The organism is Kitasatospora sp. NPDC058444 (genome assembly GCF_042721415.1).
Lineage (GTDB): Bacteria > Actinomycetota > Actinomycetes > Streptomycetales > Streptomycetaceae > Kitasatospora.
Map to the genome: position 1 here is coordinate 1 of NZ_JBHXLL010000034.1, position 25,205 is coordinate 25,205.

General features: G+C 73.6%; 21 protein-coding genes. 3 read left to right on the forward strand and 18 right to left on the reverse strand.

Annotation, left to right across the window (positions count from 1 at the left end):
• From ACFWP2_RS28435 to ACFWP2_RS28450, 4 genes are all read right to left on the reverse strand, one after another.
• A partial coding sequence (locus ACFWP2_RS28435; protein WP_380456563.1) for a hypothetical protein occupies positions 1-316 on the reverse strand: 316 nt, incomplete at its 3' end.
• A gap of 14 nt (positions 317-330) precedes the next feature.
• Entirely contained in the window at positions 331-963 is a 633-nt protein-coding gene (gene nadD / locus ACFWP2_RS28440; RefSeq protein ID WP_380456565.1) for a nicotinate-nucleotide adenylyltransferase, read from the reverse strand.
• 123 nt (positions 964-1,086) lie between these two features.
• On the reverse strand, positions 1,087-1,242 hold the full coding sequence (locus ACFWP2_RS28445; protein WP_355669510.1) for a hypothetical protein: 156 nt from the start codon (positions 1,240-1,242) through the stop codon (positions 1,087-1,089).
• Positions 1,243-1,507: 265 nt separating this feature from the next.
• Positions 1,508-1,654, reverse strand: coding sequence for a hypothetical protein (locus ACFWP2_RS28450; protein WP_380456567.1), 147 nt, complete (start codon positions 1,652-1,654; stop codon positions 1,508-1,510).
• A gap of 281 nt (positions 1,655-1,935) precedes the next feature.
• Here ACFWP2_RS28450 and ACFWP2_RS28455 point away from each other — a divergent pair, with 281 nt between their 5' ends.
• Positions 1,936-3,021 (forward strand): M48 family metallopeptidase, encoded by a 1,086-nt coding sequence (locus ACFWP2_RS28455; protein ID WP_380456569.1) that lies wholly within the window; start codon positions 1,936-1,938, stop codon positions 3,019-3,021.
• 127 nt (positions 3,022-3,148) lie between these two features.
• Here ACFWP2_RS28455 and ACFWP2_RS28460 read toward each other — a convergent pair whose 3' ends face one another.
• From ACFWP2_RS28460 to proB, 5 genes are all read right to left on the reverse strand, one after another.
• Positions 3,149-4,210, reverse strand: coding sequence for a hypothetical protein (locus ACFWP2_RS28460; RefSeq protein ID WP_380456571.1), 1,062 nt, complete (start codon positions 4,208-4,210; stop codon positions 3,149-3,151).
• Positions 4,211-4,318: 108 nt separating this feature from the next.
• Positions 4,319-4,903: a hypothetical protein gene (locus ACFWP2_RS28465; RefSeq protein WP_380456573.1), complete on the reverse strand. Its 585-nt coding sequence runs from the start codon at positions 4,901-4,903 to the stop codon at positions 4,319-4,321.
• Between the two features lie 89 nt (positions 4,904-4,992).
• The gene (locus ACFWP2_RS28470) at positions 4,993-6,315 is read right to left on the reverse strand and encodes a glutamate-5-semialdehyde dehydrogenase (RefSeq protein ID WP_380456575.1); all 1,323 of its coding nucleotides are present in this window, start codon (positions 6,313-6,315) and stop codon (positions 4,993-4,995) included.
• Between the two features lie 153 nt (positions 6,316-6,468).
• Entirely contained in the window at positions 6,469-6,993 is a 525-nt protein-coding gene (locus ACFWP2_RS28475) for a hypothetical protein (RefSeq protein WP_380456577.1), read from the reverse strand.
• A 177-nt stretch (positions 6,994-7,170) separates the two neighbouring features.
• On the reverse strand, positions 7,171-8,307 hold the full coding sequence (proB, locus tag ACFWP2_RS28480) for a glutamate 5-kinase (RefSeq protein WP_380456579.1): 1,137 nt from the start codon (positions 8,305-8,307) through the stop codon (positions 7,171-7,173).
• 314 nt (positions 8,308-8,621) lie between these two features.
• Between proB and ACFWP2_RS28485 the strand changes: the two genes are divergently transcribed.
• Positions 8,622-9,374 carry a hypothetical protein gene (locus tag ACFWP2_RS28485; protein WP_380456582.1) on the forward strand — a complete coding sequence of 251 codons (753 nt, stop codon included), beginning with the start codon at positions 8,622-8,624 and terminating at the stop codon, positions 9,372-9,374.
• 113 nt (positions 9,375-9,487) lie between these two features.
• Here the strand turns inward: ACFWP2_RS28485 and obgE are convergent, their stop codons facing one another.
• From obgE to ACFWP2_RS28515, 6 genes are all read right to left on the reverse strand, one after another.
• Complete coding sequence (gene obgE / locus ACFWP2_RS28490) at positions 9,488-10,966, reverse strand: GTPase ObgE (RefSeq protein ID WP_380456584.1); 1,479 nt, start codon at positions 10,964-10,966, stop codon at positions 9,488-9,490.
• Positions 10,967-11,105: 139 nt separating this feature from the next.
• Positions 11,106-11,363 carry a 50S ribosomal protein L27 gene (gene rpmA / locus ACFWP2_RS28495; protein WP_030058248.1) on the reverse strand — a complete coding sequence of 86 codons (258 nt, stop codon included), beginning with the start codon at positions 11,361-11,363 and terminating at the stop codon, positions 11,106-11,108.
• A 14-nt stretch (positions 11,364-11,377) separates the two neighbouring features.
• Entirely contained in the window at positions 11,378-11,695 is a 318-nt protein-coding gene (rplU, locus tag ACFWP2_RS28500; RefSeq protein WP_189923681.1) for a 50S ribosomal protein L21, read from the reverse strand.
• Positions 11,696-11,923: 228 nt separating this feature from the next.
• Positions 11,924-15,592 carry a ribonuclease E/G gene (locus ACFWP2_RS28505; RefSeq protein ID WP_380456586.1) on the reverse strand — a complete coding sequence of 1,223 codons (3,669 nt, stop codon included), beginning with the start codon at positions 15,590-15,592 and terminating at the stop codon, positions 11,924-11,926.
• A gap of 396 nt (positions 15,593-15,988) precedes the next feature.
• A complete protein-coding gene (locus tag ACFWP2_RS28510; RefSeq protein WP_380456588.1) occupies positions 15,989-16,789 on the reverse strand; it encodes a TIGR03936 family radical SAM-associated protein in 801 nt (266 codons plus the stop codon).
• A 230-nt stretch (positions 16,790-17,019) separates the two neighbouring features.
• A complete protein-coding gene (locus ACFWP2_RS28515) occupies positions 17,020-18,948 on the reverse strand; it encodes a TIGR03960 family B12-binding radical SAM protein (RefSeq protein ID WP_380456590.1) in 1,929 nt (642 codons plus the stop codon).
• Positions 18,949-19,490: 542 nt separating this feature from the next.
• On the opposite strand from ACFWP2_RS28515, the gene ACFWP2_RS28520 reads away from it, so the two are divergent.
• Positions 19,491-20,798, forward strand: coding sequence for a M14 family zinc carboxypeptidase (locus ACFWP2_RS28520; RefSeq protein ID WP_380456592.1), 1,308 nt, complete (start codon positions 19,491-19,493; stop codon positions 20,796-20,798).
• Positions 20,799-20,969: 171 nt separating this feature from the next.
• On the opposite strand, the gene rodA is transcribed toward ACFWP2_RS28520, so the two are convergent.
• Genes rodA through mreD form a run of 3 tightly spaced genes read right to left on the reverse strand, consistent with a single transcriptional unit; the run spans position 20,970 to position 25,202 of the window.
• Positions 20,970-22,169, reverse strand: coding sequence for a rod shape-determining protein RodA (rodA, locus tag ACFWP2_RS28525; RefSeq protein ID WP_380456595.1), 1,200 nt, complete (start codon positions 22,167-22,169; stop codon positions 20,970-20,972).
• Positions 22,166-24,505 (reverse strand): penicillin-binding protein 2, encoded by a 2,340-nt coding sequence (gene mrdA / locus ACFWP2_RS28530; protein WP_380456597.1) that lies wholly within the window; start codon positions 24,503-24,505, stop codon positions 22,166-22,168. The genes rodA and mrdA overlap by 4 nt, the downstream gene beginning before the upstream one ends.
• A 58-nt stretch (positions 24,506-24,563) precedes the next feature.
• Positions 24,564-25,202, reverse strand: a complete 639-nt coding sequence (gene mreD, locus ACFWP2_RS28535; protein ID WP_380456599.1) for a rod shape-determining protein MreD — start codon at positions 25,200-25,202, stop codon at positions 24,564-24,566.
• Positions 25,203-25,205 lie beyond the last annotated feature (3 nt).

Consider the following 25,205-nt stretch of genomic DNA (forward strand, 5'->3'; position numbering starts at 1 on the left):
ACGGGTCCTGCCCGTACACCGGCTGCCCGTACTGGTCGTACTGCTGCTCGTACGGCTGCTCGTACGGCTGCTGCTCGTACGACTGCGGCTGCTGCGGCTGCTGGTACGCCTGGTAGCCCTGCTGCTGGTAGCCGTACGGGTCCTGCCCGTACACCGGCTGCCCGTACTGGTCGTACTGCTGCTCGTACGGCTGCTCGTACGGCTGCTGCTCGTACGACTGCGGCTGCTGCTGCGGCTGCTGGTAGCCCTGGTACGGCTGCTGGTACTGCCCGGTGGACCAGTCCTCCGGCCGCCGGCCGTCGCTGCGATCAGTCATGCACCGCTCCTGGATCAGTCCCCGCGCGGCGCGTACAGCGCCCGCTTGTCGATGTAGCGGACCACGCCGTCCGGGACGAGGTACCAGACCGGCTCGCCCTTGGCGACCCGGTTGCGGCAGTCCGTGGAGGAGATGGCCAGCGCCGGGACCTCCACCAGGGAGACCCCGCCCACCGGAAGCCCGGCGTCCGACAGAGTGTGCCCCGGGCGCGTGCATCCGATGAAGTGGGCCAGCGAGAAGAGTTCGTCGGAGTCGCGCCAGGAGAGGATCTGGGCGAGCGCGTCGGCGCCGGTGATGAAGAAGAGGTCGGCGTCCGGGTGCAGGGCGTGCAGGTCGCGCAGGGTGTCGACGGTGTACGTCGGGCCCTGGCGGTCGATGTCGATCCGGCTGACCGAGAACTGCGGGTTCTCGGCGGTGGCGATGACCGTCATCAGGTAGCGGTCCTCGGCCGGGGTGACCTGGCGGTCGCTCTTCTGCCACGGCTGCCCGGTCGGCACGAAGATCACTTCGTCCAGGTGGAACGCGCTCGCGACCTCACTGGCGGCGACGAGGTGGCCGTGGTGGATCGGGTCGAAAGTGCCGCCCATGACGCCGAGGCGCTTCTTCACCGGTTCCGGTCCGCCGGGATTCCCGGCCTGCTCTCCCATGCCGCCACACCTTACGCGACACCCGTTACGGTGCGGGAACGGCCGGGTGGGGGTTCTCCGCAGATGCGTGAGGGAGCGGCCGGCCGGTGGCCGGACGCTCCCCGAGCGGTCCGCGCGGCCGGCTCAGCGGTCCCGGTTGAAGCGGGTGGTGATGAAGAGCAGGAGCAGCAGGATGAACAGCGCGGCGCCACCGGTCAGGGCCGGGTTCAGGCTGTCGTGGTTGCCCCCCTCGCCCTCGGCGAGAAGGTTCAGAACGGGGAGTGCGGCAGCAGTGCTCATGGTCGGCGGGACCTTCTCGGCTCGGTGAACGGACCTGTGGGTGGTTCCGGGCCGGTGAGGGCCCACCCGTCATCGTACGGGGGGTTACACGGCAACCGCTCGGCGGCCCACCGCCGCTGACCGGGCGTGAGCACGAGCCGGGGGAACGGGCGGCGGCCGGGCGGCGATCGAACCGCGTAAGGGCCGCGAAAGGGCCGTGAAAGCACCGCTGACGAGCCGGGGGCAGGCCGCCGACGAACCGGGGGGCGGGCCCGGGAAGGCGGTCCTAGTTGTTCTTGAAGGCGCGGGCCATGATCCAGATCAGCAGGCCGATGCCCACGAAGGACGCGACAACGATGATCCGCAGGAACAGGCCCGGACCGGTCTCGTCGGAGATGGGCGCGGCCAGGCTGACAAGCGTGTCGGTGGACATCTGCGGGGGCTCCTCGAACTGCTCGGTACCGCGGCCGGATCCGGTCTCGGTCGTCCAGGCCTCAGGTTAAACCGGCCTCACACCGACGCCGCCCACCGGCCCCGGTGACGCGCCCGCCGACCGCGGTGACGCGCCCGCCGGCCCCGCGGGGGAGCCCGCGTACGCTGCCCCGGGGACGAGTACGCAACCGCACGCGTTGCACAGACAGTCGTTGCAGGCGAAGACCAGCGGGGGGCGGGCCAGCGGGCCGCGGCCGCCGTCGACCAGGAGGTACTCAGACCATGACCGACACGACCGTGAAGACGCCGAGCCGCCGCCGCGAGCGCTTCCCCGGGATCTCCACCCGGGCCTGGGAGCACCCGGCGGACCGCTCGGCCCTGGTCGCGCTGCGCAAGCTCACGGGCTTCGACGACATCCTCAAGAAGCTCGCCGGCCTGGTCTCCGAGCGGGCGGTCCGGCTGATGTTCCTGGCCACCGCCGTGAAGACCTCCGAGCGCCAGTTCCCGGAGCTGCACACCATGGTGCGCGACGCCGCGTACGTGCTCGACCTGGAGCGGGTCCCCGACCTGTACGTCTCCCAGGACCCGACGGTCAACGCGTACTGCATCGGCATCGACACCCCGATCATCGTGGTCACCAGCGGCCTGGTCGAGCTGCTCGACGAGGAGGAGCTGCGCTCGGTCATCGGCCACGAGGTCGGGCACGCGATGTCCGGCCACGCCGTCTACCGGACGATGCTGATGATCCTCACCAACATCGCCACCCGGATCGCCTGGGTGCCGCTCGGCAACCTGGCGATCACCGCGATCATCACCGCGCTCAAGGAGTGGTTCCGCAAGGCGGAGCTGTCCAGCGACCGGGCCGGCCTGCTCGCCGGGCAGGACCTCCAGGCGTCCATGCGGGCCCTGATGAAGCTGGCCGGCGGCCACAACCTGGCCGAGATGAACGTCGACGCCTTCCTGGAGCAGGCCGAGGAGTACGACAAGGCCGGCGATCTGCGCGACGGCGTGCTCAAGGTGCTCCAGCTGCTGCCGCAGACCCACCCCTTCGCGGTGGTGCGGGTCGCCCAGCTGAAGAAGTGGGCGGAGAGCGACGACTACCGCTCGATCATGGCCGGCGCCTACCCGCGCCGCGCGGACGACCCGGACACCTCGGTCTCCGAGCAGTGGAAGGCCGCCGCCGAGCACTACACCACCTCGGTCAAGGAGAGCAAGGACCCGCTGATGGGCCTGCTCCGGGACGTCGCCGGCGGCGCCGCGACCGTCGGCGGCAAGCTCCGCGACACCTTCACCGGCGCCGCCGGCCGCAACGGTTCCTCGGGCAACGGTTCCTCGGGCAACGGCTCCTCGGACCGCGACGGCAGCTGACCCCCGCCCCACGACGGCGGCCGGTGTCCCAGCCCGGGGCACCGGCCGCCGCGCCGTTCCACCGCCCGTTCCACAGCCCGTTCCACCACCCGGCCCCGCCGCCGCCCGCCCCACCGCCCGGGCCGCCTCAGCCGCCCGCGAGCACCCCGCACACCTGCCAGCCGGGCCGGGCGTGGTTGCCGGGGTCGACGGGCGTCGGCGGCGCGACCACCGTGCCCTGCGCGGTGGCCAGCACCGGCTGCAGGAAGCCCGCCATCGAGGTGTCGCAGGGCTCCGGTCCGGCCTGGAGCACCGAGTCCACCAGCCGCAGCTGGGCCGAGGCCAGGTCCACCCGGTCGAACTCGAAGGTCAGCTGCCGCCGCACGGTCTCCAGGGTGACCGGTGCTCCGGCCGGGGCCCCGGCCGGCTTCAGCGCGTAGACGAAGGTGTGGTCGGTGGTGATCTGCAGGGTCCCGCTGTCCGCCTCGTCGATCCGCATCGCGCCGGCCACCTTCACGGTGTTCGAGTCCAGCGCGACCTGCGCCGGGTCGAAGCGGACGATCCAGCCGGTCACCGCGTGGTGCCGGTCGTCCACCGGCTGCGCCACGCTCGCGTCGAACTCCGCCTGCTCACCGGGCGTGACGAAGGCCCGCACCTCGGCGGTGGCGCCCTGGACCAGCGCGGCCGGGGAGAGCGAGGAGGCGACCAGGTAGCGCTGGACGGTGTCGAGCGCCTTGGCCACCTCGACCCGGCTGAAGTGCTCGGTGGCGGCCGCGGTCGGGGTGTTCAGCCCGATCGTGCCCTCCCCGTACCCGGGTTGCAGCGCGGCGAACGGGTCCGCCGGGTCGGCGACCGGACGGACCGCCGACGCCGGGCTCAACGCGACCAGGCTGACGGTCAGTTGACTGCCCTCGGGCCGCACCGCCGTCCCCCTCGGCGAGCTCACCCCGAAGTACACCGCGGCCCCGAAGGCGAGCAGGATGAGCAGCAGCAGGATGAACGCCTGGCGCGGGACGGTGCCCAGCGGGCCGAGCCGCACCCGCGGCCGGGTGGCCTTGCCGAAGGAGCTCGCCAACCGCTCCCGGGCGGAGAGTTCCTGGATGCGGGCAGCCCGCACGAACGATTCGTCGAAGACGACGGACCGGAATTCGTCCTCGTTGCCGGAACCACCCTCGGGCGTACCCTCCGGAGGCTCTCTCGGGTCACCCACACCACCAGGGTAGGCCGACACCAGCGCCGCCACGAGGGTGCGGGCGCACATTCCCGGGAACGCTCGGTGACCACCGCCCCGGGGCGTGCGCCCGCGCCAGGACGGCTGCTAGCCCGCCGGCGCCGTGACCACCAGCGGAGGCTCGGCCGGGGCCTGCCCCGGATCGAGCCCGGCGCTGCTGCTGCCGGACTCGGGGCGCCGGGGCGCGCCCGAGGGGCCGCCCACGCCCTGGTAGATCGCCGCGACCGCGATCGCCACCAGGCCCACGCCCATGATCACGGCGAGCACCCAGGCCACCGGCCGGTGCCAGCGCTGCTGGGCCACGTACCGCCCGCGGGAGCGCACCGGGTCGTAGCCGCGTCGCCACCTCCCCCGGAGCCGGCGGTCGGCCGCCCGGCCCGGCCCCGACCAGGGATCGGGGTAGAGGTGGTCCGCGTCGAGCCCGCTCGGGTACGGACGCAGCTCCAGCGGCAGTCCGTCCCCCGCCGGGGCGTCACGGCCCCAGCCCGGGCCCGCGGCATCCGGCTCGAACCGGGCCTCGGCGGCGGCGAGTTGCCGCTCCTTGGCGGTCGGCTCGTGCACGGCGGCGGACCGGACGAAGGCCTCATCGAAGACCACGGTGGCGAACTCGTCGTCCGCACCACCGTGGTCGGCGCCGTCGGGGTACGGGAAGCCCCCCACATCCTCAGCCACGGATTCAGCGTATTACCGGCCGGGCGATTTGTCTGTGGCTCCCGGCAGTTGGTCCGTCACACGTGTGACGGCGGCCCCTCACCCCTCGTTCAGCGACCGTCCGCGTCCCCGCCGACCGTCTGCGTGACCTCGCCCCGCACGTGCCCGTCACCAGTGACGATGTACTTGGTGCTGGTGAGCTCGGGCAGGCCCATCGGGCCGCGGGCGTGCAGCTTCTGGGTGGAGATGCCGATCTCCGCGCCGAAGCCGAACTCACCGCCGTCGGTGAAGCGGGTGGAGGCGTTGACGGCCACCGTGGTGGAGTCGACCAACCGGGTGAACCGGCGGGCGGCGGCCTGCGAGGTGGTGACGATCGCCTCGGTGTGGCCGGAGGACCAGCGGCGGATGTGCTCGACGGCGGCGTCCAGCGAGGGCACCACGGCGGCGGCCAGGTCCAGCGACAGGTACTCGGCGCCCCAGTCCTCGTCGGTGGCCGGCACCACGGTGGCCGGGCCGCCCTCGGCCGCCTTGCGCACCGCCTCGTCGCCGTGCACCGTCACCCCGGCCTCGGCGAGCGCCGCCAGCGCGAGCGGTAGGAAGGCGTCCGCGACGTCCTGGTGGACCAGCAGCGTCTCCGCCGCGTTGCAGACGCTGACCCGCTGCGCCTTGGAGTTCAGCAGGATGCCGACGGCCATCGCCAGGTCCGTCTCGGCGTCCACGTAGACGTGGCAGTTGCCGGTGCCGGTCTCGATCACCGGGACGGTCGAGCCCTCGACCACGGTGCGGATCAGCGAGGCGCCGCCGCGCGGGATCAGCACGTCCACGTAGCCGCGGGCGCGCATCAGCTCCTGCACCGAGTCCCGGCTCTCCCCGGGCACCAGCTGGACCGCGTCGGCGGGCAGCCCGGCCGCGGCGACGGCGTCGCGCACCACGGCGACCAGCGCGGTGTTGGAGCGGTAGGCCGAGGCGGAGCCGCGCAGCAGCACCGCGTTGCCGGACTTGAGGCAGAGCGCGGCGGCGTCCGCGGTCACGTTCGGACGGGCCTCGTAGATGATGCCGACCACGCCGAGCGGCACCCGGACCTGCCGCACGTCCAGGCCGTTGGGCAGGGTGTAGCCGCGCACCACCTCGCCGACCGGGTCGGGCAGGCCGGCCACGTCGCGCACGTCGGAGGCGATCGCGGCGATCCGCTCGTCGGTCAGGGTCAGCCGGTCGATCACCGACTCGGCGGTGCCGGCCGCCCGGGCCCGCTCCACGTCTTCGGCGTTGGCCGCGACGATCTCGGCACTGCGGGCCACCAGGGCGTCCGCGACCGCCAGCAACGCGGCGTCCTTCGCGGCGCGCGGCAGCGGGGCGAGCACGGCGGCGGCTTCCCGGGCTCGGCGCGCTACGGCGAGGACGGGGCTGTCGGCGGGGGCGAGATCGCTGGTCATGCCGCCAAGGGTAGCGACGCGCCCGCCCCGCCCGGAGGCCATTTCGCCCGATGAGACGCCGCCCCGACGATCCCGGCCCGCGCATCCCCGGCCCGCCCGTCCCGCCGCGGCCCCGCCCGGGCGGCTCGGTACCGGCGGCTCAGCACGGGCGGCTCAGTACGGGTGCACGCCGCCCAGGTGCGGCGGCGGATCGCCGAAGCCCTCCGCCACCCGCTTGTGGTACGTCGCCCGGTCGACCACCTCCAGCCCGACGATCTCCCAGGGCGGCAGCTTCGCGGTGACCTTGTGCTCGCCCCACAGCCGCAGCGCGATGGCCGCCGCGTCGTGCAGGTCCCGGGCCTGCTCCCAGTAGCGGATCTCCGCGTGGTCCGCCGCGTAGCGGGCGGTCAGGAAGAACGAGTGGTCGTGCGCCAGCTGCTCCAGTGAGGCGCGCAGCGAGGACAGCGGGGTGACCTGCCCGGCCACGCTCAGCACCACGTGCCACAGCCGGGCCTGCTCGGGGACCGTGGGCGGCTGGGCCGCCCGGTCGCGTTCGGGCCGCATTCTGCGCGCCCCGCCGGGCCTCTGCGACGGCGGACCGCCCGGCTCGGCGGGGCCGTCCCCGCGCCCGCCGTCGATGCTGGTCAGCCGCCGGCCCGCCGTCCCTGCGGTCAGCGCTGCCTCGCGCCTGCGTTCCACCGGCGGCCTCCTGTTCGGCGATGTCCTGTCGTCCCCACCGGCCCCGTCGACCCTCGGCCGACCGGTACGGCTGCGCCCCTCGTGGCCCGTGGCCGGGCCGCTCCCGGTACGGAGCGGCCCGCCGTCCGCGCTGCGCCGGTCGGCTGGGCGGCCGGTGCCAGACAGGCGCCGGGCCGGTCAGCCGCGCAGAACGACCAGGTCGTCGCGGTGGACGACCTCGCGCTCGTACGCGGCGCCGAACTCCTGGGCCAGGTCGCGGGTGGACCGGCCGAGCAGGCGGGGCAACTCCCTCGCATCAAAGTTGACCAGTCCGCGGGCCACGATGTGGCCGTTTTCGGCAAGAAGGTCCACCGGATCACCCGCGGCGAACTCCCCGTCGACCTTGGTGACCCCGGCCGGCAGCAGCGAGGCGCCGCCGGAGACGACCGCCCGGACGGCCCCCTCGTCCAGGTGCAGCGCCCCGCGCGGGCTGCTCGCGTGGGCCAGCCAGAGCATCCGGTCGGAGGTCCGGCTGCCGGTGCGCAGGAAGAGCGTGCCGGTGGGCCGGCCGGCCAGTGCGTCGGCGGCCTGGCTGGCGGCGGTGAGCACCACCGGGATGCCCGCGCCGGTGGCGATCCGGGCCGCCTCGACCTTGGTGACCATGCCGCCGGTGCCGACCCCGGCCTTGCCGGCGCTGCCGATCTCGATGCCGTCGAGGTCCTGCGGGCCGCCCACCTCGGCGATCCGGCTGGTGCCGGGGCGGGAGGGGTCGCCGTCGTACAGGCCGTCCACGTCGGAGAGCAGCACCAGCAGGTCGGCCCGGACCAGGTGGGCGACCAGGGCGGCGAGCCGGTCGTTGTCGCCGAACTTGATTTCGGCGGTGGCGACGGTGTCGTTCTCGTTGACGATCGGCATCGCGCCCATCGCCAGCAGCTGGTCCAGGGTGCGGTAGGCGTTGCGGTAGTGGGCGCGGCGGCTGGCGTCCTCGGCGGTGAGCAGCACCTGGCCGACCCTGATCCCGTACCGGGCGAAGGAGGCGGTGTAGCGGGCGACCAGCAGGCCCTGGCCGACGCTGGCGGCGGCCTGCTGGCGGGCCAGGTCCTTGGGCCGCCTGTCCAGGCCGAGCGGGGCGAGCCCGGCGGCGATCGCGCCGGAGGAGACGAGCACGACCTCCGGCGCCCCGGGGCGGGCGCGCAGCTTGGCGAGCGCGTCCACCAGGGCGTCGACGCGGTCCGCGTCCAGGCCGCCGGCCGCCGTGGTCAGGGAGGAGGAGCCGACCTTGACGACGATCCGCCGCGCGGTCAGCACCTCGTCCCGCAGAGAGTCCTCGCTCATCTCGCTGTACGCCCTTCCGGTGTGATGCGGGTACGCCGGGGCCGGGCCCGGCCGTCACCCCCGCAATCTACGCGATCGACGCAGGTCGCCCGCGAGGTGTTTCACCGGCTGGACCCGGCCTGGTCACGGGCTCGCCACAGCCCGGTCGGCAATCCGGATGGCTGGTATGGTCCCTGACCGCAAGCCAGATCGGGGGACGGCTTCTTGCCCGCTGGACCCATGTCGTCATCGACCCTTCCTGTCACGACGGGCGGCGCCGCACTGGGCAAAGGCCGGCAACGGTCGCGGCCGCGCGCCCAGGAGAAAAGCGCATCATGCGTTCGTACACCACCAAGCTGACCGTCGCCGCGCTCGCGGCGGCCACCGCCCTGTCGCTCGCGGCCTGCGGGCCGGACAACGCCGACCCGGCCGCTCCGGCGGGCGGCTCGACCGGTGCCGCTCCGGCGCCGACCGGCGGCACTCCGGCACCCGCCACCGGGGGTGCGGCCGGCGGGGGTGCCGCGACCGGCGGCGCGACCGCCGCCCCGTCGGGTGCGGCCACCGGCGGCGCGGCGGGCGCCCCGGGCACCGCCGGTGCGGCGGGCGGCGGGGCCGCCGGCGGAGCCGTCCCGGCGGCCGCCAGCAGCGTGAAGGTCGGCCAGAGCGCCACCGTGGACTTCGCCGACAAGACCGCCAAGGTCGCCACCAAGCTGGAGATCACCGTCACCGGCATCGAGGTCGGCTCGCTCCAGGAGCTCACCGCCGCCAAGGTCAACACCGTCGGCCTGGACAACCGCACCCCGATGTACGTCAGCTACACCATCAAGAACCTCGGGGACGCCAGCCTCTCCTTCACCGCCCCGGACTCGAAGTTCGTCGTCTTCGACAGCACCGGCAAGAAGGGCATCAACGTCATCAGCGCCGCCAACCCGCTGCCCAAGTGCACCGGCGCGAAGTTCCAGGGCGTCGCCAAGGGCGCCGAGGCCAAGGGCTGCACCATCATCGCCACCACCGGCAACACCCCGGCCGCGGTCGGCTACACCGACCTGGTGGACCCGCTGAAGCTCCAGGCCTCCTGGACCAAGTGACGCACCGTCAGTCATGAGCGACGCGAACGGCCCCCGCCGGCTGGACAGTCGGCGGGGGCCGTTCGGCTCGGCGGGCTACCGGGCTCGGCAGTCCTCGTCGTCAGTCCTCGTCGTCAGTCCTCGTCGTCGTCGCCCTCGATGGCGGCCTGGCGGCCGCTGGAGAGCGCCTCGAAGGCGAGGAACTCGGCCTCGGCGGCGTCCCGGCCCTTCTGCTTCTCGCGGCGGCGGTCGACCGCCGGACGCTGGGTCTCCATGCGGTGGTCCTCACCGCGGCGGCCGAGCATCTCGGCGCCGGCGGCCATGGTCGGCTCCCAGTCGAAGACGACGGCGTTGTCGTCCGGGCCGATGATGACGGTGTCGCCCTCGTGGGCCCCGACCTTCCACAGCTTCTCCTCGACACCGAGGCGGGCCAGCCGGTCGGCGAGGTAGCCGACGGCCTCGTCGTTGCTGAAGTCGGTCTGGCGGACCCAGCGCTCCGGCTTGGTGCCGCGGATGCGGTAGGCGCCGTCCTCCTCCTCGATCGTGAAGCCCTCGTCGTCGACGGCCTTGGGCCGCAGCACGATCCGGGTGGACTCCTCGGCCGGCTTGGCGGCGCGCGCGCCGGCGACGATCCCGGCCATCGCGAAGCTCAGCTCGCGCAGGCCCTTGCGGGAGGCGGCGGAGACCTCGAACACCCGGTAGCCGCGCTCCTCCAGGGAGGCGCGGGTCAGGTCCGCGATGTCCTGGCCGTCCGGGACGTCCACCTTGTTGAGCGCGACCAGGCGCGGGCGGTCGTCCAGGCCGCCGTACTCGGCGAGCTCGGCCTCGATCGTCTCCAGGTCGGTCAGCGGGTCGCGGCCGGGCTCCAGGGTGGCGCAGTCCAGCACGTGCACCAGCACCGAGCAGCGCTCCACGTGGCGCAGGAACTCCAGGCCCAGGCCGCGGCCCTGGCTGGCGCCCGGGATCAGGCCGGGCACGTCGGCGACGGTGTAGACGGTGTCGCCCGCGGTGACCACGCCGAGGTTGGGGATCAGGGTGGTGAACGGGTAGTCCGCGATCTTCGGCTTGGCGGCGGAGAGCACCGAGATCAGCGAGGACTTGCCGGCGCTCGGGTAGCCGACCAGGGCCACGTCGGCGACGGACTTGAGCTCCATGACGATGTCACGGGTCTCGCCGGGCTCGCCGAGCAGCGCGAAGCCGGGCGCCTTGCGGCGGGCCGAGGCCAGCGCGGCGTTGCCGAGGCCGCCGCGGCCGCCCTGGGCGGCGACGAAGCTGGTGCCGTGCCCGACCAGGTCGGCCAGCACGTCGCCCTTGCGGTCCAGCACCACGGTGCCGTCCGGCACCAGCAGGACGAGGTCCTCGCCGTCCGCGCCGGTGCGGTGGCCGCCCGCGCCCGGCTTGCCGTTGGTGGCCTTGCGCTTGGGCGAGTGGTGGTACTCGAGCAGGGTGGTGACCTGCGAGTCCACGGTGAGGATGACGCTGCCGCCCTCACCGCCGTTGCCGCCGTCCGGGCCGCCGAGCGGCTTGAACTTCTCGCGGTGCACGGAGGCGCAGCCGTGGCCCCCGTTACCCGCGGCGACATGAAGTTCGACGCGGTCCACGAAGGTGGTCATGGGTGTGCCTCCAGTGCGCGAGAGTCTGCTTGCTACCTGCGTAAAGCGTGAAGGGTGGACCGGAGAATTCCGGCCCACCCCTCACTGTGAGTCTTCCGGGACCCAGGAGGTCCGGTCAGACTCGGGAGTCCGCGGGGACTCAGGCCTCGACGGCCACGATGTTGACGACCTTGCGGCCGCGACGGTTGCCGAACTGCACCGCACCGGCGGTCAGCGCGAACAGGGTGTCGTCGCCACCACGGCCGACACCGGCACCCGGGTGGAAGTGGGTGCCGCGCTGGCGGACGAGGATCTCGCCGGCCGAGACGACCTGGCCACCGAAGCGCTTCACGCCGAGGCGCTGGGCGTTCGAGTCACGGCCGTTACGAGTAGAGCTTGCGCCCTTCTTGTGTGCCATTTTTCGCTATCCCCTTACTTGCTGACCGAGTCGATGCTCGTGATGCGCACCGCGGTGTGCTGCTGACGGTGACCCTGACGACGGCGGTAGCCGGTCTTGTTCTTGTAGCGCAGGATGACGATCTTGTCACCCTTGGTCTGGTCGACCACCTCGGCGTGAGCCTTCACGCCGGCCAGGACCCACGGGTCGGAGGTGACGGCGTCACCGTCGACGACGAGGAGGGTCGAGAGCTCGACCGAGTCACCCGGCTTGGCCTCGATACGGTCGATCTCCAGCACGTCGCCCACGGCGACCTTGTGCTGGCGGCCGCCTGCGCGAACGATCGCGTACATGCGGTACCTGCTTTCCTTGCTCGGTCGGAACCCCCGACGCCAGCCACCTGGGTACGGACACAGGAGCCTCCTCCCGGCCCCCCGCGCGGACGCGGCGACCTCGGGAAGGTGATGTGCTCGGGAGCATGGCGTAGACACGCCGATGGTCAAGAATACGGACCGGCCGCCCGGGGGGCAAACCGGCCCGTACGGCCCGGCGCGGGATCACTCCCGCCCCGGGCGTGGGCATCACTCGGCCGCCGTATCACCCTCGGCGGCCGCGGCCTTCTTGGCCGCCGCGCTCGTCCGCTTGGTGGCGGTCTTGCGGGCGGTGGTCTTCTTGGCCGCCGCGGTGGTCTTCTTGGCGGCGGTCTTCTTCGCGGCGGTCTTGCGGGCGGCCCGCTTCTTCGGCGCCGGGGCCTCCTCGGCCGGAGCCTCGGCGGCGGCCTCGGGGGCCTCCGTGGCCTCAGCGGCCTCGGGAGCCTCGGCGACGACCGCGGCCTCCGCGACCACGACCGGCTCGCCCGGAGCCTCGGCGGCGGCCTCGGCGGCGGTTTCCGCGACCGCCGGGGCGGCGGCCTCCAGGGCCGCCTCCAGCGCCGCCTCGGCCTTCGCCTGGAGCACCACGATCTCGGCGCTGTCCGGGGAACCCGCCGGAGCGGTCGCCTTGCGCACCGCGCGGCGACGCGGACGGCCCGCCGGAGCGGCGGCCGGGGCCTCGGCCACGGGGGCCTCGACGACGGGGGCCGCCACGGCCTGCGCGACCTCCTCGGCCGGAGCCTCGACGCCCGGGACCTCCAGGGCCAGCTGGCCCTCGATCTCCTCGCGCACCGGCTCGGCCGGCTCGGCGACGGCCTCGGCCGACTCGGACAGGATGGTCACCACGGCCTCGACGGCCTGCGGCTCCTCGTGGCCCGCGCCGCCCTTGCCCCGGCGACGGCGCTTGCCGCCGCCCGCGCCGGCCTCGCCCGCCGCCACGGGGGCGTGGACGTGGGCGCTCGGCTGCTCCATGTGGACGATCACGCCGCGGCCGTTGCAGTGCACGCACGGCTCGGAGAAGGACTCCAGCAGGCCCTGGCCGACCCGCTTGCGGGTCATCTGGACCAGGCCCAGCGAGGTGACCTCGGCCACCTGGTGCTTGGTCCGGTCCCGGCCCAGGCACTCCAGCAGACGGCGCAGCACCAGGTCGCGGTTGGACTCCAGCACCATGTCGATGAAGTCGATCACGATGATGCCGCCGAGGTCGCGCAGCCGCAGCTGGCGCACGATCTCCTCGGCCGCCTCGATGTTGTTCCGGGTGACCGTCTCCTCCAGGTTGCCGCCCTGGCCGACGAACTTCCCGGTGTTGACGTCGATGACGACCATCGCCTCGGTGCGGTCGATCACCAGCGAACCGCCGCTGGGCAGCCAGACCTTGCGGTCCAGCGCCTTCATCAGCTGCTCGTCGATCCGGTAGGTGGCGAAGACGTCCACCTCGGAGGTCCACCGCTGGAGCCGCTCGGCGAGGTCCGGGGCCACGTTGGAGACGTACTCGTGGATGGTCTTCCACGCCTCGTCGCCGGAGACGATGACCTTGCTGAAGTCCTCGTTGAAGATGTCGCGGACGACCCGGACGGTCATGTCCGGCTCGCCGTACAGCAGCGCCGGGGCGTTGCCGGTCGCGGCCTTCTTCTGGATGTCCTCCCACTGCTGCTGGAGGCGCTGGACGTCGCGGGTCAGCTCCTCCTCGGAGGCGCCCTCGGCGGCGGTGCGCACGATGACGCCCGCGTCGTCCGGGACGATCTTCTTGAGGATCTGCTTCAGCCGGGCGCGCTCGTTCTCCGGGAGCTTGCGCGAGATGCCGGTCATCGAGCCCTCGGGCACGTACACCAGGTAGCGGCCGGGCAGCGAGATCTGGCTGGTCAGGCGGGCGCCCTTGTGGCCGATCGGGTCCTTGGAGACCTGCACCAGCACGGACTGGCCGGACTTCAGCACCGACTCGATCCGGCGCGGGCCGCCGTGGCCGCCCAGCGCGCCGAAGTTGACCTCGCCGGCGTACAGCACCGCGTTGCGGCCCTTGCCGATGTCGACGAAGGCGGCCTCCATCGACGGCAGCACGTTCTGGACCTTGCCCAGGTAGACGTTGCCGACGTACGAGGTGGCCTGCTCCTTGTTGACGTAGTGCTCGACCAGCACGCCGTCCTCGAGGACGCCGATCTGGGTGCGCTGGCCGCTCTGGCGCACCACCATGACGCGCTCGACCGACTCGCGGCGGGCCAGGAACTCGGCCTCGGTGATGATCGGCACCCGGCGGCGGCCCAGCTCGCGGCCCTCGCGGCGGCGCTGCTTCTTGGCCTCCAGACGGGTCGAGCCCTTGATGGACTGCACCTCGTCCGGGTCGAAGGACGGCTCGGTGGAGCGGCGGCGCGGCTCGCGCACCTTCACCACCGTGCGGACGCCGTCCTCGGTGGTCTCGGCGGTCTCGACGGCGCCGGCCTCACCGCTGCGGCGACGGCGGCGACGGCGGCGGCGCGACGAGGACAGGCCGGCGGCCAGGTCGTCGTCCTCCTCGCCCTCGTCCTCGGCGATCGCCTCGGCCGGCTCCTCGGCGGCGGGCTGCTCGGTCTCGACGGCCTCGGCGGCCTCGAACTCCTCGGCCTCGCCACGGCGACGGCGGCGGCCACCCCGGCGGCGACGGCGCGACGGACGGCCGTCCTCCTCCCACTCGCCCTCGGTCTCCGGACCGGCGGCGGGGGCCTCCACGGCGGGCGCCTCGGCCACCGGGGCCTCGACGACGGGCGCCGGGGCCGGAGCCTTCACCGGAGCCTTCGCCGGTGCCTTCGCCGGTGCCTGGGCGGCCGACTTGCGGCGGGTCGGCTCGACCCGGGTGCGGACCCGGCGACGACGGCCGACACCGCTGTACTCGAACTCGTCCTCGTCCTCCGCGCGCTCGGCCGCGGCCGGGGCGGCCTCGGCCTGCACCGGGGCGACGGCGGGCTGCTGCGGCGCGGCCGCGGCGGACGCGGCCGGCGTGGACGGCGCGACGAAGGGGGCGGGCTCCTGGAACACCGGCGCCTGGAAGATCGCGGTGGCCGGGCGGACGGCGCGGCGGCGCACCCGGTGGTGCGGCTCGGCCTCGGCGGCCGGGGCGGCAGCGGCGGGCTGGGCCGTCGGCTCGGCGGCGGCCTTGGCGGCGGGGGCCTCGGTGGCGGCCTCGGCGGCCTCCTCCTCGGGCTCCTCCTCGACCGCGGGCTCCTCGGCCTGCGGCTCCTCCACCGGAGCCTCGACGACCGGCGCGGCCTCGACCACGCGACGGCGGCGGGGCCGGCGGGCCGGAGCGGCCGGGGCCTCCTCGGCCACCGGCTCGGCGGCGGGGGCCTCGACGACCGGCGCCTCGGCGACGGGCGCCTCGGTCGCGGGGGCACCGGCAGGCGCCTCGGCACGCTTGCGGGTACGGCGGGCCCGGACGGGCTTCTCGACGACCTCGGCCTTCTCGACAGCCTCGGTCTTCTCGACGGCCTCGGCCTTCTCCGCCTTGGCGGCCCTGCCGGCCTTCGCGGCCTTCGGAGCCTTCACGGCGGTCTCGGCCGCCGGGGCCTGCTCGGTCTCCGGCGCGGTCACCACGATCGGGGTGGCCTCCGGCGCCCCGGCCGGGGCCTCGGCACGCTTGCGGGTACGGCGGGCCCGGACGGGCTTCTCGGCGACCGGCTCGGCCGCCGGCTCCACGGCCGGAGCCGGGGTGGCCGCGGCCACCGGAGCCTCGGCCGGCAGCACCGTCTCGGCCGCCTCGGCGGCCGCGCCCTGCGGGGTGCCCGCCGGGCGGGACACCGCGCGGCGACGGCGGCGCGGCGGCGCGGCGGACGCGCCCTCGCCACCGGTCGCGGCGGTTTCGTTCTGTTCCGTGGCCGCAGTCTGCTGCGGATCGGTGTTATCGAGCATGCGGGTGGATCTCCCGTCAGGCCCCCGGGCTCCGCATCCGGGCACGGCACGGCTCCGCTGGGCGGCCGGCATCGAGACGATGCCTGGACCGGACCCTTTGACGGTGCCGCCGCGCGGACGCGAGGCCGCACAGGGGCTCGTAGTCTCGCTCGGCGCCCCGCGCTCGGCGGGGTGTCGAAAGTCTTCTGGTCTGACCAGTCTTCTGAGGTTTTCCCAAGCTGCGCCGTCCCCCAACCCCGGGTGGCTCCCGGACGGGGTCCCGGACCGGCCGACCTTCCTGGTCGGCAGGCCCCGGGTGGCGGGCCTGCGCTGCGACGACGCTCGCTCCCCTGGGGAGCCGCGGGAACCCTGGAGGACCGTCGGGCCCAGTGAGGCACTGGGCCCGGCCTCCCCCCGCTAGGCGGACGCGGTAGCGTGCGGCCCTGCGGCCGGCTCCGAGCCGACCGGGACCGCCGCGCGGTCGAGCGCCAGCGGGTCGGTCACCGTGCCGGTCTCCTCATCGAGCGGCCCCTGCGCCAGCCTGGTCACCTCTGCGGGGACCGGCGGCGCCAGGTCGGCCGTCGCACGGAGACCGGACAATACGTCGTCGGGTCGTACGGCGGGTGTGGCGTGTCGTACTACCAGGCGCAGTATCGCACAGGGACGGCCGGTCCGAACATCGCGGTCGGTTCCGGCCCCGGCGGCCGCACCGGCCTCGACCAGGGCCGGGACGGCTTCCAGCGCCGCCACCGCACCCCGCGCGTCGAAGACCCGCAGGCCGTTCTTGGTGCGGCGCTCGACCTCGACCCGCTCGGCGGCGAGGAAACGCGCGACCGCGTCGGCGGCCACCTCCGGCTCCACGCCGTCCAGTCGGAGCAGCCACTCGGAGGCCTCCAGGCGCTCCACGAAGTTCGGCGTCCGCACCTCGACCGCGTCGATCACGTCCAGGCCCGGCGGCAGCGACTCGTCCAGCTGCGCCCGCAGTTGCTCGGGGTCGCGGACGGCGGCCAGGCCGATCTCCAGGTACTCCGCCTCGCTCGCCACCCCGGTCGGGGCCGCGTTGGCGTAGGAGACCTTCGGGTGCGGGGTGAAGCCGGCCGAGTAGGCCATCGGAACGGCGGACCGGCGCAGGGCGCGCTCGAAGGCGCGCTGGAAGTCGCGGTGGCTGGTGAAGCGGAGCCGGCCGCGCTTGGTGTAGCGGAGACGAATCCGCTGCACCGTCGGCGCGGGCGGCGGACCGTCGGGCGTACGGCGTGCCAGGGTCGCTCAGTCCTTAGTCAGTTGTCCCCGTCCGGCGTGGCGTCTTCCCGCCACTGTCCGGACTCTGTCATCTCAAAGGGTACGCGCCCCACCAGCCCCCTCGCTCCGCCCCTGGTCAGCCTCGGCTCCGGGCACACCGCGACCCCCGGCCGAAACCTTCCGGCCGGGGGTCGCGGATGTGAGACGCGCTACTTGTTGACGACCGTCAGGGGCAGCATCTTCTTGCCGGTGGGGCCGATCTGGATGTGGGTGTCCATCTGGGGGCAGACGCCGCAGTCGAAGCACGGGGTCCAGCGGCAGTCGTCGACCTCGACCTCCTCCAGGGCGTCCTGCCAGTCCTCCCAGAGCCAGTCCTTGTCGAGGCCGCTGTCCAGGTGGTCCCAGGGCAGCACCTCCTCGTAGGTGCGCTCGCGGGTGGTGTACCAGTCGACGTCGACGCCGGTGCCGGACAGGGCCTTGTCGGCGCAGGCCATCCAGCGGTCGTAGGAGAAGTACTCGCGCCAGCCGTCGAAGCGGCCGCCGTCCTCGTAGACCGCGCGGATGATCGCGCCGACCCGGCGGTCACCGCGGGAGAGCAGGCCCTCGACGATGCCGGGCTTGCCGTCGTGGTAGCGGTAGCCGATGTTCTTGCCGTACTTGCGGTCGCCGCGGATCGAGTCGCGCAGCTTGGCCAGGCGGGCGTCGGTGTCCTCGGCGGACAGCTGCGGGGCCCACTGGAACGGGGTGTGCGGCTTGGGCACGAACCCGCCGATGGAGACGGTGCAGCGGATGTCGTTCTGGCCGGTGACCTCGCGGCCCTTCTGGATGACGTTCTTCGCCATCTCGCCGATCTGGAGCACGTCCTCGTCGGTCTCGGTCGGCAGGCCGCACATGAAGTACAGCTTCACCTGGCGCCAGCCGTTGCCGTACGCGGTGGCGACGGTGCGGATCAGGTCCTCCTCCGACACCATCTTGTTGATCACCTTGCGCATGCGCTCGCTGCCGCCCTCGGGGGCGAAGGTGAGGCCCGAGCGGCGCCCGTTGCGGGACAGCTCGTTGGCGAGGTCGATGTTGAAGGCGTCGACGCGGGTGGACGGCAGCGACAGACCGATCTTGTCCTCGGTGTAGCGGTCCGCCAGGCCCTTGGCGATGTCGCCGATCTCGGTGTGGTCGGCGCTGGACAGCGACAGCAGGCCGACCTCCTCGAAGCCGGTCGCCTTCAGCCCGCGCTCCACCATCTCGCCGATGCCGGTGATGCTTCGCTCCCGCACGGGGCGCGTGATCATGCCGGCCTGGCAGAAGCGGCAGCCGCGGGTGCAGCCGCGGAAGATCTCCACGGACATCCGCTCGTGCACCGTCTCCGCGAGCGGGACCAGCGGCTGCTTCGGGTACGGCCACTCGTCCAGGTCCATCACGGTGTGCTTGGACACCCGCCACGGCACGCCCGGGGCGTTCGGCACGACGCGGCCGATCCGGCCGTCGGCCAGGTACTCCACGTCGTAGAACTTCGGGACGTACACCCCGCCGGTGCGGGCCAGGCGCAGCAGCAGCTCGTCGCGGCCGCCCGGGCGGCCCTCGGCCTTCCAGGCGCGGGTGATGTCGGTGATGTCGAGCACGGCCTGCTCGCCGTCGCCGACCACCGCCGCGTCCAGGAAGTCCGCGATCGGCTCCGGGTTGAAGGCCGCGTGGCCGCCGGCCAGGACGATCGGGTCCTCGTCGGTGCGGTCCTTGGCCTCCAGCGGGATGCCGGCGAGGTCGAGCGCGGTGAGCATGTTGGTGTAGCCGAGCTCGGTGGAGAACGACAGCCCGAAGACGTCGAAGGCCTTGACCGGGCGGTGGGCGTCCACGGTGAACTGCGGGACGTCGTGCTCGCGCATCAGCGCCTCGAGGTCCGGCCAGACGCTGTAGGTGCGCTCGGCGAGCACACCCTCGCGCTCGTTCAGCACCTCGTAGAGGATCATGACGCCCTGGTTGGGCAGGCCGACCTCGTAGGCGTCGGGGTACATCAACGCCCAGCGGACGTCGCAGGCGTCCCAGTCCTTGACGGTCGAGTTGAGCTCGCCGCCGACGTACTGGATCGGCTTCTGGACGTGCGGGAGGAGGGCCTCCAGGCGTGGGAAGACCGATTCGACAGTCATGTACTAGGAACCCTTACGACGTGATTCGGTGCCGCGAGTCGGCACGGGAGGGGTGACCCTCAAGGGTAGCCCAATCCGGGGAACGGGCCGTCTGCCCCGGTTCACGGGCCCCGCGCGCTCCGGCGCCTCCCGGGCGGCCGGCATCCGCCCGTGCCCGCTGGTGCCCGCCGCCGCCCGCCCCGGCACGCGCAGTGCGCGCCCGCCGGGCGGCGCCGTCCGCCGTTGACACGCCCGGACGGGCCGTGCGGTACTGACAGGGCTCCGCCAAAGAGACCTGCACCCCTTCCGGACAAGGAAGTTGAGTCGTACGCTCGGCCCCCGTCCGTTTTCCGGCCGGCGCGACCTCCCTCACCACGGGGCTGCTCCGGCACGGCCCCGTCCGCCCCGCCAGGCCCCGTCCCGGCTCCGCTCGGCCGCCGTCCCCGGCCCGCGGCGCCCCGCCCCGTCCCCGCACCCGCCCTCGTCCCCGCCCGCACGCCGTGCCCGGCGGCGCACCCGCACGCCCGCGCCCCGGCGGCCGTACGACCGGCGCAAGGAGAACCATGACCGACACCGGTCGGCGGATCCGCCCCCTCCGGCCCCTCGACGCCCGGCCGGCCCGCTACCCCACGCCGGCCCAGGCCGAGTCCGCCGCCCGGCGGCTCGCCCTGCGGCACCCGGACCGCTGCCGGCTGCGCGAGGTGGGCCGCTCCCGGGCCGGGCGCCCGCTGATGCTGCTCTCCGTGGACCGCGGGCCGCACGCGGTGCTGGTGGTCGGCGGCCCGCACCCCAACGAGCCGATCGGCACCGCGGGGACCGTCCGGCTCGCCGAGGTGCTGCTGGACCGCCCCGCCCGCCCCGGTCTCTCCTGGCACCTGCTGCTCTGCCTCGACCCGGACGGTGCCGCGCTCAACGCCGGCTGGCTGGACGGCCCGCTCACCATGCGGCGCCACTACGAGCACTTCTTCCGCCCCTCCTTCGAGGAGCAGCCCGAACTGCTGCCCGCCGCCGGCTCCGGCCGCCCGCCGATGCCGGAGAGCCTGGCGCTGACCGGCCTGATCGACGAGCTGCGCCCCTTCCTCCAGTGCTCGCTGCATGGGGTGGACTTCGGTGGCGCGTTCGCCCAGCTCACCCGCCCGGTCCGGGGCCTGGCCGGGCGCTTCGCCCGCTCCGCGCAGCGGGCCGGCGTCCCGCTCGACGTGGACTCCTACGACGCGATCGGCTGGGCCAGCCCGGACCCCGGCACCTATCTGATGCCGTCCCCGGGCGCCGGGGGTTCCCGGGCCCTGCCAGACGAGCCGGAGCTGTCCACCTGGTCGTACGCGGCCCGGTACGGCGCGGTCACCGCGGTGCTGGAGGTCCCGATGTGGGCCGTCGACGCGGTCGGCGACGCCCGTCCCCACCCGGCCGGGGCGCAGGCCCTCGCGGCGGCCGCCCGCGACCTCACCGCGCGTGCCGGGGAGCTCGCCGCCCTGCTCCCGGGCGTCGCCGCGCGGCGGGACGAGGCCCACGGCCACGAGGCGTACGGCCCGCTGCTGCGCACCGCCGGGTCCAGCCTGGCGGTCGCCCCGCGGGTGGCCGAGGAGTGGCTGGAGCGCTGGGGCGCCGAGCCGCTCACCACCTCCCGGGTGACCACCGCCGAACTGGTCGCGGCCCGCGTGCCGTTGCGGGTCGCGTCGGTCCTGCTGCGGCTGCTCGCCGACGCCCGAGGCCCCGCCGCCGAGGCCGCCCGCGACCGCGCCCGCGCCGTCGTCACCGACAGCCTCGACCGGCTGCGCCACCGTTTCGGCGCCCGCTGGGTCCCCGTCCAGGAGCAGCTCGCCCACCAGACCCGGGCCGTCCTCGGCACCGCCGACTGCCTCCTCCGGTAGCCCGGGCCGGACCGGGCCGCCGGGCTGCCCGAAGGGCACTCCCGCATCCGCCCGACTCGCCCGCCATGAAAGCGAGTTGGCGACCGCCGCCGGCCGGGCGGGGCGCAGGGGCCGGACACGACGGCGGGGCCGGCCCGGGAAGTCCCCGACCGGCCCCGCCGCGCGGCGCGCTCAGGCCGCTATCGGCCGCTGGCTCCGCACCGCCTGGAGCAGCCCGACGGCCATCCAGTTCGCGAACATCGAGGAGCCGCCGTACGAGACGAACGGCAGCGGGATGCCCGCGACCGGCATGATGCCCAGGCACATCCCTATGTTCTCGAAGGCCTGGAAGGACAGCCAGGCGATGACCCCGGCCGCCACGATCGTCCCGTACAGGTCGGTCGCCTGCCGGGCGATCCGGCAGGCCCGCCAGAGGATGACGCCGACCAGCGCGATGATCGCCAGCGCCCCGACGAAGCCCAGCTCCTCGCCGGCCACGGTGAACACGAAGTCGGTCTGCTGCTCCGGCACGAACTGCCCGACGGTCTGGGTGCCGTGGAACAGCCCCTTGCCGGTCAGCCCGCCCGAGCCGATCGCGATCCGGGCCTGCGCGGTGTTGTAGCCGACGCCGTTCGGGTCCAGCTGCGGGTTGGCGAAGGCGGCGAAGCGGTCGATCTGGTACTGGCTCAGCAGCCCGAACTTCCAGATCGCCACGCACCCGGCGGCACCCGCCATCAGCAGGCCGAGCACCCAGCGGTTCGCCGCGCCCGAGCCGAGCAGGATGCCCAGCACGATCGCGGCCATCACCATCACCGAGCCGGCGTCCGGCATGAGCATCACTATGGCCATCGGCAGCCCGGCCCAGAGCAGTCCCCGGAACACCGCCCGGTGCGAGGGGAACTCCCGCTCCCCCGCGTCCACCTGGTCGGACAGCACGACCGCCATCGCCAGCACGATCGCGAGCTTCGCGAACTCGGCCGGCTGGATCGAGAAGCCGCCGCCGAGCTGGATCCACGAGTGCGCGCCGTTGATGGTCGAGCCCAGCGGGCTGAGCGTCGCCAGCAGCATCAGGATCACGCCGACGTACAGGAACGGCACGATCGTGCGGAAGCGCCGGCTCCCTATCGCTATCACCACGGAGCACAGCACCAGCCCGACCACGAAGTTGGTCAGGTGCCGGTACAGGAAGTACTGCGGGTCCCCGTGGGTCAGCGAGTCGCGCCCGCGGGTGGCCGACCAGACGAGCAGCGAGCTGCCGGCCGAGAGGGCCAGCGCGGCGAGCAGCAGTATCCAGTCCAGCCGCCAGAGCGGGGAGTCCTTGGCCAGGGCCTTGGAGACCCCGCTGCGCTGGGGGGCCAGCCGCAGCTGCCGGTACGAGCCGTAGGAGGTCATGCCCGTCCCCTTCCCGGTCCGCGCTTGGGTTCGAGCGCGGCGTCGGCCGCGGTGTACGACGCCGGGCGGTCGGCCGGTGGCGCCTGGTCGAGGAAGGCCGTCGCGGGGGCCGGTGCGGCGGCCGCGTCGAGCAGCCCGGGGGCCGGCCGGGCGGCGGCCGTGTCGAGCAGCGCCGGAGCCGGTGCGGCGGCCGGGGCCTGGGCGCCCGGCGCCGCGTCGGCGCCGTACGAGACCGGCTTGATGATCGCGGTGCCGTCCGGGTTGAACTTCGGCAGCTCGGCCTGCGGCGCGGGCAGCAGCGCCTTGGTGTTGTCGACGTTGCCCTTGTCGTCCACGCCGTACATCGCCTGGTAGATCCGGCGGACGGCGTCACCGGAACCGCCGGAGCCGGTGCCGCCCTGGCTTATCGTCATGACGATCGCGTAGTCCTTGCTGTACGTCGCCAGCCAGGAGGTGGTCTGCTTGCCCTCGACCTCGGCGGTGCCGGTCTTGGCGTGCAGCGCGATTTTGTCCTGCGGCCAGCCGGCCTGCGAGAACTTCCAGGCGGCGGTACCGCTCTTGACGACGCCCTCGGTGGCCTGGTTGATGTAGCTCAGCAGCTTCTCGTCGCCGGGGAACTTGGCGTCCGCCTGCGGGGCGATCTCGCGGACGAGGTCCCCGCCCGGGTTTATCACCGCCTTGGCGATGGTCGGCCGGTAGAAGGTGCCGCCGTTGGCCAGCGCCGAGTAGATCCGGGCCATCTGGACCGGGGTGACGAGGGTGTCGCCCTGGCCGATCGCGAAGTTGACGGCGTCACCGGCGCGCATCTGGTAGCCGTCGACGCAGTTCTCCCGGGCGATCTGGTCGGAGTAGCTGTTGCCGCCCTTCTGCCCCTGGGCGCACCAGGCGTCCTTGTTGTTGTCGTAGAAGGACTGCTTCCACTGCCGGTCCGGCACCCGGCCGGTCACCTCGGACGGCAGGTCGATGCCGGTCTTGGCGCCGAGGCCGAACTGGTGGGCGGTCTTGAAGAACCAGTCGCCCGGCTCCTTCTTCGGCTTGATGCCGCCGTCCTTCACCCATTGGTCGTTCGCCAGGCCGTAGAAGACGGTGTCGCAGGAGACCTCCAGGGCCTTCTCCAGCGTGATGGAGCCGAAGCTCTCGCTCTCGAAGTTCTTGAACTCGCGACCGCCGATGACCATGCTCTTGGGGCACGGGTAGGTGCCGTCCAGCGAGTAGCCGGCCTGGACGGCGGCGGTGGTGGAGATGACCTTGAAGGTCGAACCGGGGGCGGACTGACCCTGTATGGCCCGGTTCAGCAGCGGGAAGTTGGACTCCTTGCTGGTCAGCGCCTGGTAGTCCTTGCCGCTGATGCCGCCCACCCAGAGGTTCGGGTCGTAGGTCGGGGCGCTGGCCATCGCGATGATCTGCCCGGTGTGCACGTCCATCACCACGGCGGCACCGGAGTCGGCCTCGTAGTTGCGGTTGGTGACCTTGTCGAAGGTGTTCCGGGCGTCGTTCATGGCCTGCGCCAGGTTGTCCTCGACCACCTTCTGCACCCGGGCGTCGATGCTGGTGACCAGGTTGTCGCCGGTCTGCGGGGCGACGGTGCCGGCGTTGCCGATCACCCGGCCGAGGTTGTCGACCTCCAGCTTGGTGATGCCCGCGGTGCCGCGCAGGTCGCGGTCGTACACCGACTCCAGGCCGGCCCGCCCGATCTGGTCGGCCGGCAGGTAGCGGTCCAGGCCGGTCTTGGCGGCGGTCTTGCCGACCTCCTCGTCGGTGACCGGCGAGAGGTAGCCGAGCACCTGGGCCATGTTGGCGCCCTCGGCGCCGGTGTAGCGGCGCACGGCGGTGGGCTGCGCGGTGACCCCGGGGAAGTCCTCGCGGCGCTCCATTATCTGCATCGCCTGCTGGGTGGTCGCCTCCTTGGTGACCGGGATCGGCTGGTACGGCGAACCGTTCCAGCAGGGCTGCGGGGTCTTGGCGTCGCAGAGCCGGACCTTCTCCTGCACGTCCTTGGCGGGCATCCCCAGCACCTCGGCCAGCCGGGACAGCACCGCCTTGCCGCCGTCCTTCTGCTGGAGCAGCGAGGTGCGGCTGACCGAGACCACCAGCCGGGTCTCGTTGCCGGCCAGCACCCGCCCGGAGGCGTCCAGGATCTCGCCGCGGACGGCCGGCTCGACCACCTCGCGGATGTGGTTGCCGGTCGCCTTGGCGGTGTACTCCTTGGCGTTGCGGATCTGCAGGTACCACAGCCGCCCGCCGAGGGTGGCGAGCAGCGACAGCACCAGGATCTGCAGCACCACCAGACGGATCGTCACCCTCCGGGTGCGGCCGGTCTCGGGGATGTTGCTCACGTCTCGTGCGCTCCAGGATGCGGGGAGGTCGGGAGGTCGGGTGTCGGGGCCGGACCGGTTACGGGCGGCGGACGAAGCCGGGCAGGCGCCGCTTCTTGTACGACGGGCCGGACGAGGCCTCGCGGGTGGTGCGGTAGCGGGCCAGGGTGCCGAGGCCGGAGCCGCTCTCGTCGTCGTCCGCGGCGGCCACCGGGTCGCGCCCGAAGCGGCGGCCGAGGTACATCACCAGCGGCACCACGAAGGGCGCCAGCAGCAGGTCGTACAGCAGGGCGCTGATCACCAGTCCGCCGAGGCCGACGTGCCGGGCCGCGGTGTCGCCGACCAGGGCGCCGACCATCGCGTAGAGCAGGGTGGAGGCGACCGCCGCGGCGCCGACGACCAGCAGCGAGCCGGCCACCGAGCGCTGGCGGCCGTGGTCCGGGCGCAGCAGTCCGGCGGCGTAGCCCATCAGGCAGAGCACCAGGGCGTAGCGGCCGATCGCGTGGTCGGAGGGCGGTGCGAGGTCGGCCAGCAGGCCTCCGGCGAAGCCGACCAGGCAGCCGCCGGTGGGCCCGTAGACCATGGCCAGGCCGACCACGACGAGCAGCAGTATGTCCGGGGTGGCTCCCGGGAGCTGGAGCCGGCCGAAGACGCTGACCTGGAGGATCAGGCCGAACAGGACGAGGCAGGCGGAGACGGGGATGCGGGCGAGGCGCATGGC

Coding starts and splice junctions, on each gene's coding strand:
- ACFWP2_RS28520 (WP_380456592.1), top strand. CDS start 19,491: ATGACCGACACCGGTCGGCGGATCCGCCCCCTCCGGCCCCTCGACGCC.
- ACFWP2_RS28515 (WP_380456590.1), bottom strand. CDS start 18,948: ATGACTGTCGAATCGGTCTTCCCACGCCTGGAGGCCCTCCTCCCGCAC.
- mreD (WP_380456599.1), bottom strand. CDS start 25,202: ATGCGCCTCGCCCGCATCCCCGTCTCCGCCTGCCTCGTCCTGTTCGGC.
- ACFWP2_RS28445 (WP_355669510.1), bottom strand. CDS start 1,242: ATGAGCACTGCTGCCGCACTCCCCGTTCTGAACCTTCTCGCCGAGGGC.
- ACFWP2_RS28455 (WP_380456569.1), top strand. CDS start 1,936: ATGACCGACACGACCGTGAAGACGCCGAGCCGCCGCCGCGAGCGCTTC.
- ACFWP2_RS28485 (WP_380456582.1), top strand. CDS start 8,622: ATGCGTTCGTACACCACCAAGCTGACCGTCGCCGCGCTCGCGGCGGCC.
- obgE (WP_380456584.1), bottom strand. CDS start 10,966: ATGACCACCTTCGTGGACCGCGTCGAACTTCATGTCGCCGCGGGTAAC.
- ACFWP2_RS28470 (WP_380456575.1), bottom strand. CDS start 6,315: ATGACCAGCGATCTCGCCCCCGCCGACAGCCCCGTCCTCGCCGTAGCG.
- ACFWP2_RS28505 (WP_380456586.1), bottom strand. CDS start 15,592: ATGCTCGATAACACCGATCCGCAGCAGACTGCGGCCACGGAACAGAAC.
- rplU (WP_189923681.1), bottom strand. CDS start 11,695: ATGTACGCGATCGTTCGCGCAGGCGGCCGCCAGCACAAGGTCGCCGTG.
- proB (WP_380456579.1), bottom strand. CDS start 8,307: ATGAGCGAGGACTCTCTGCGGGACGAGGTGCTGACCGCGCGGCGGATC.
- ACFWP2_RS28450 (WP_380456567.1), bottom strand. CDS start 1,654: ATGTCCACCGACACGCTTGTCAGCCTGGCCGCGCCCATCTCCGACGAG.
- rpmA (WP_030058248.1), bottom strand. CDS start 11,363: ATGGCACACAAGAAGGGCGCAAGCTCTACTCGTAACGGCCGTGACTCG.
- rodA (WP_380456595.1), bottom strand. CDS start 22,169: ATGACCTCCTACGGCTCGTACCGGCAGCTGCGGCTGGCCCCCCAGCGC.
- nadD (WP_380456565.1), bottom strand. CDS start 963: ATGGGAGAGCAGGCCGGGAATCCCGGCGGACCGGAACCGGTGAAGAAG.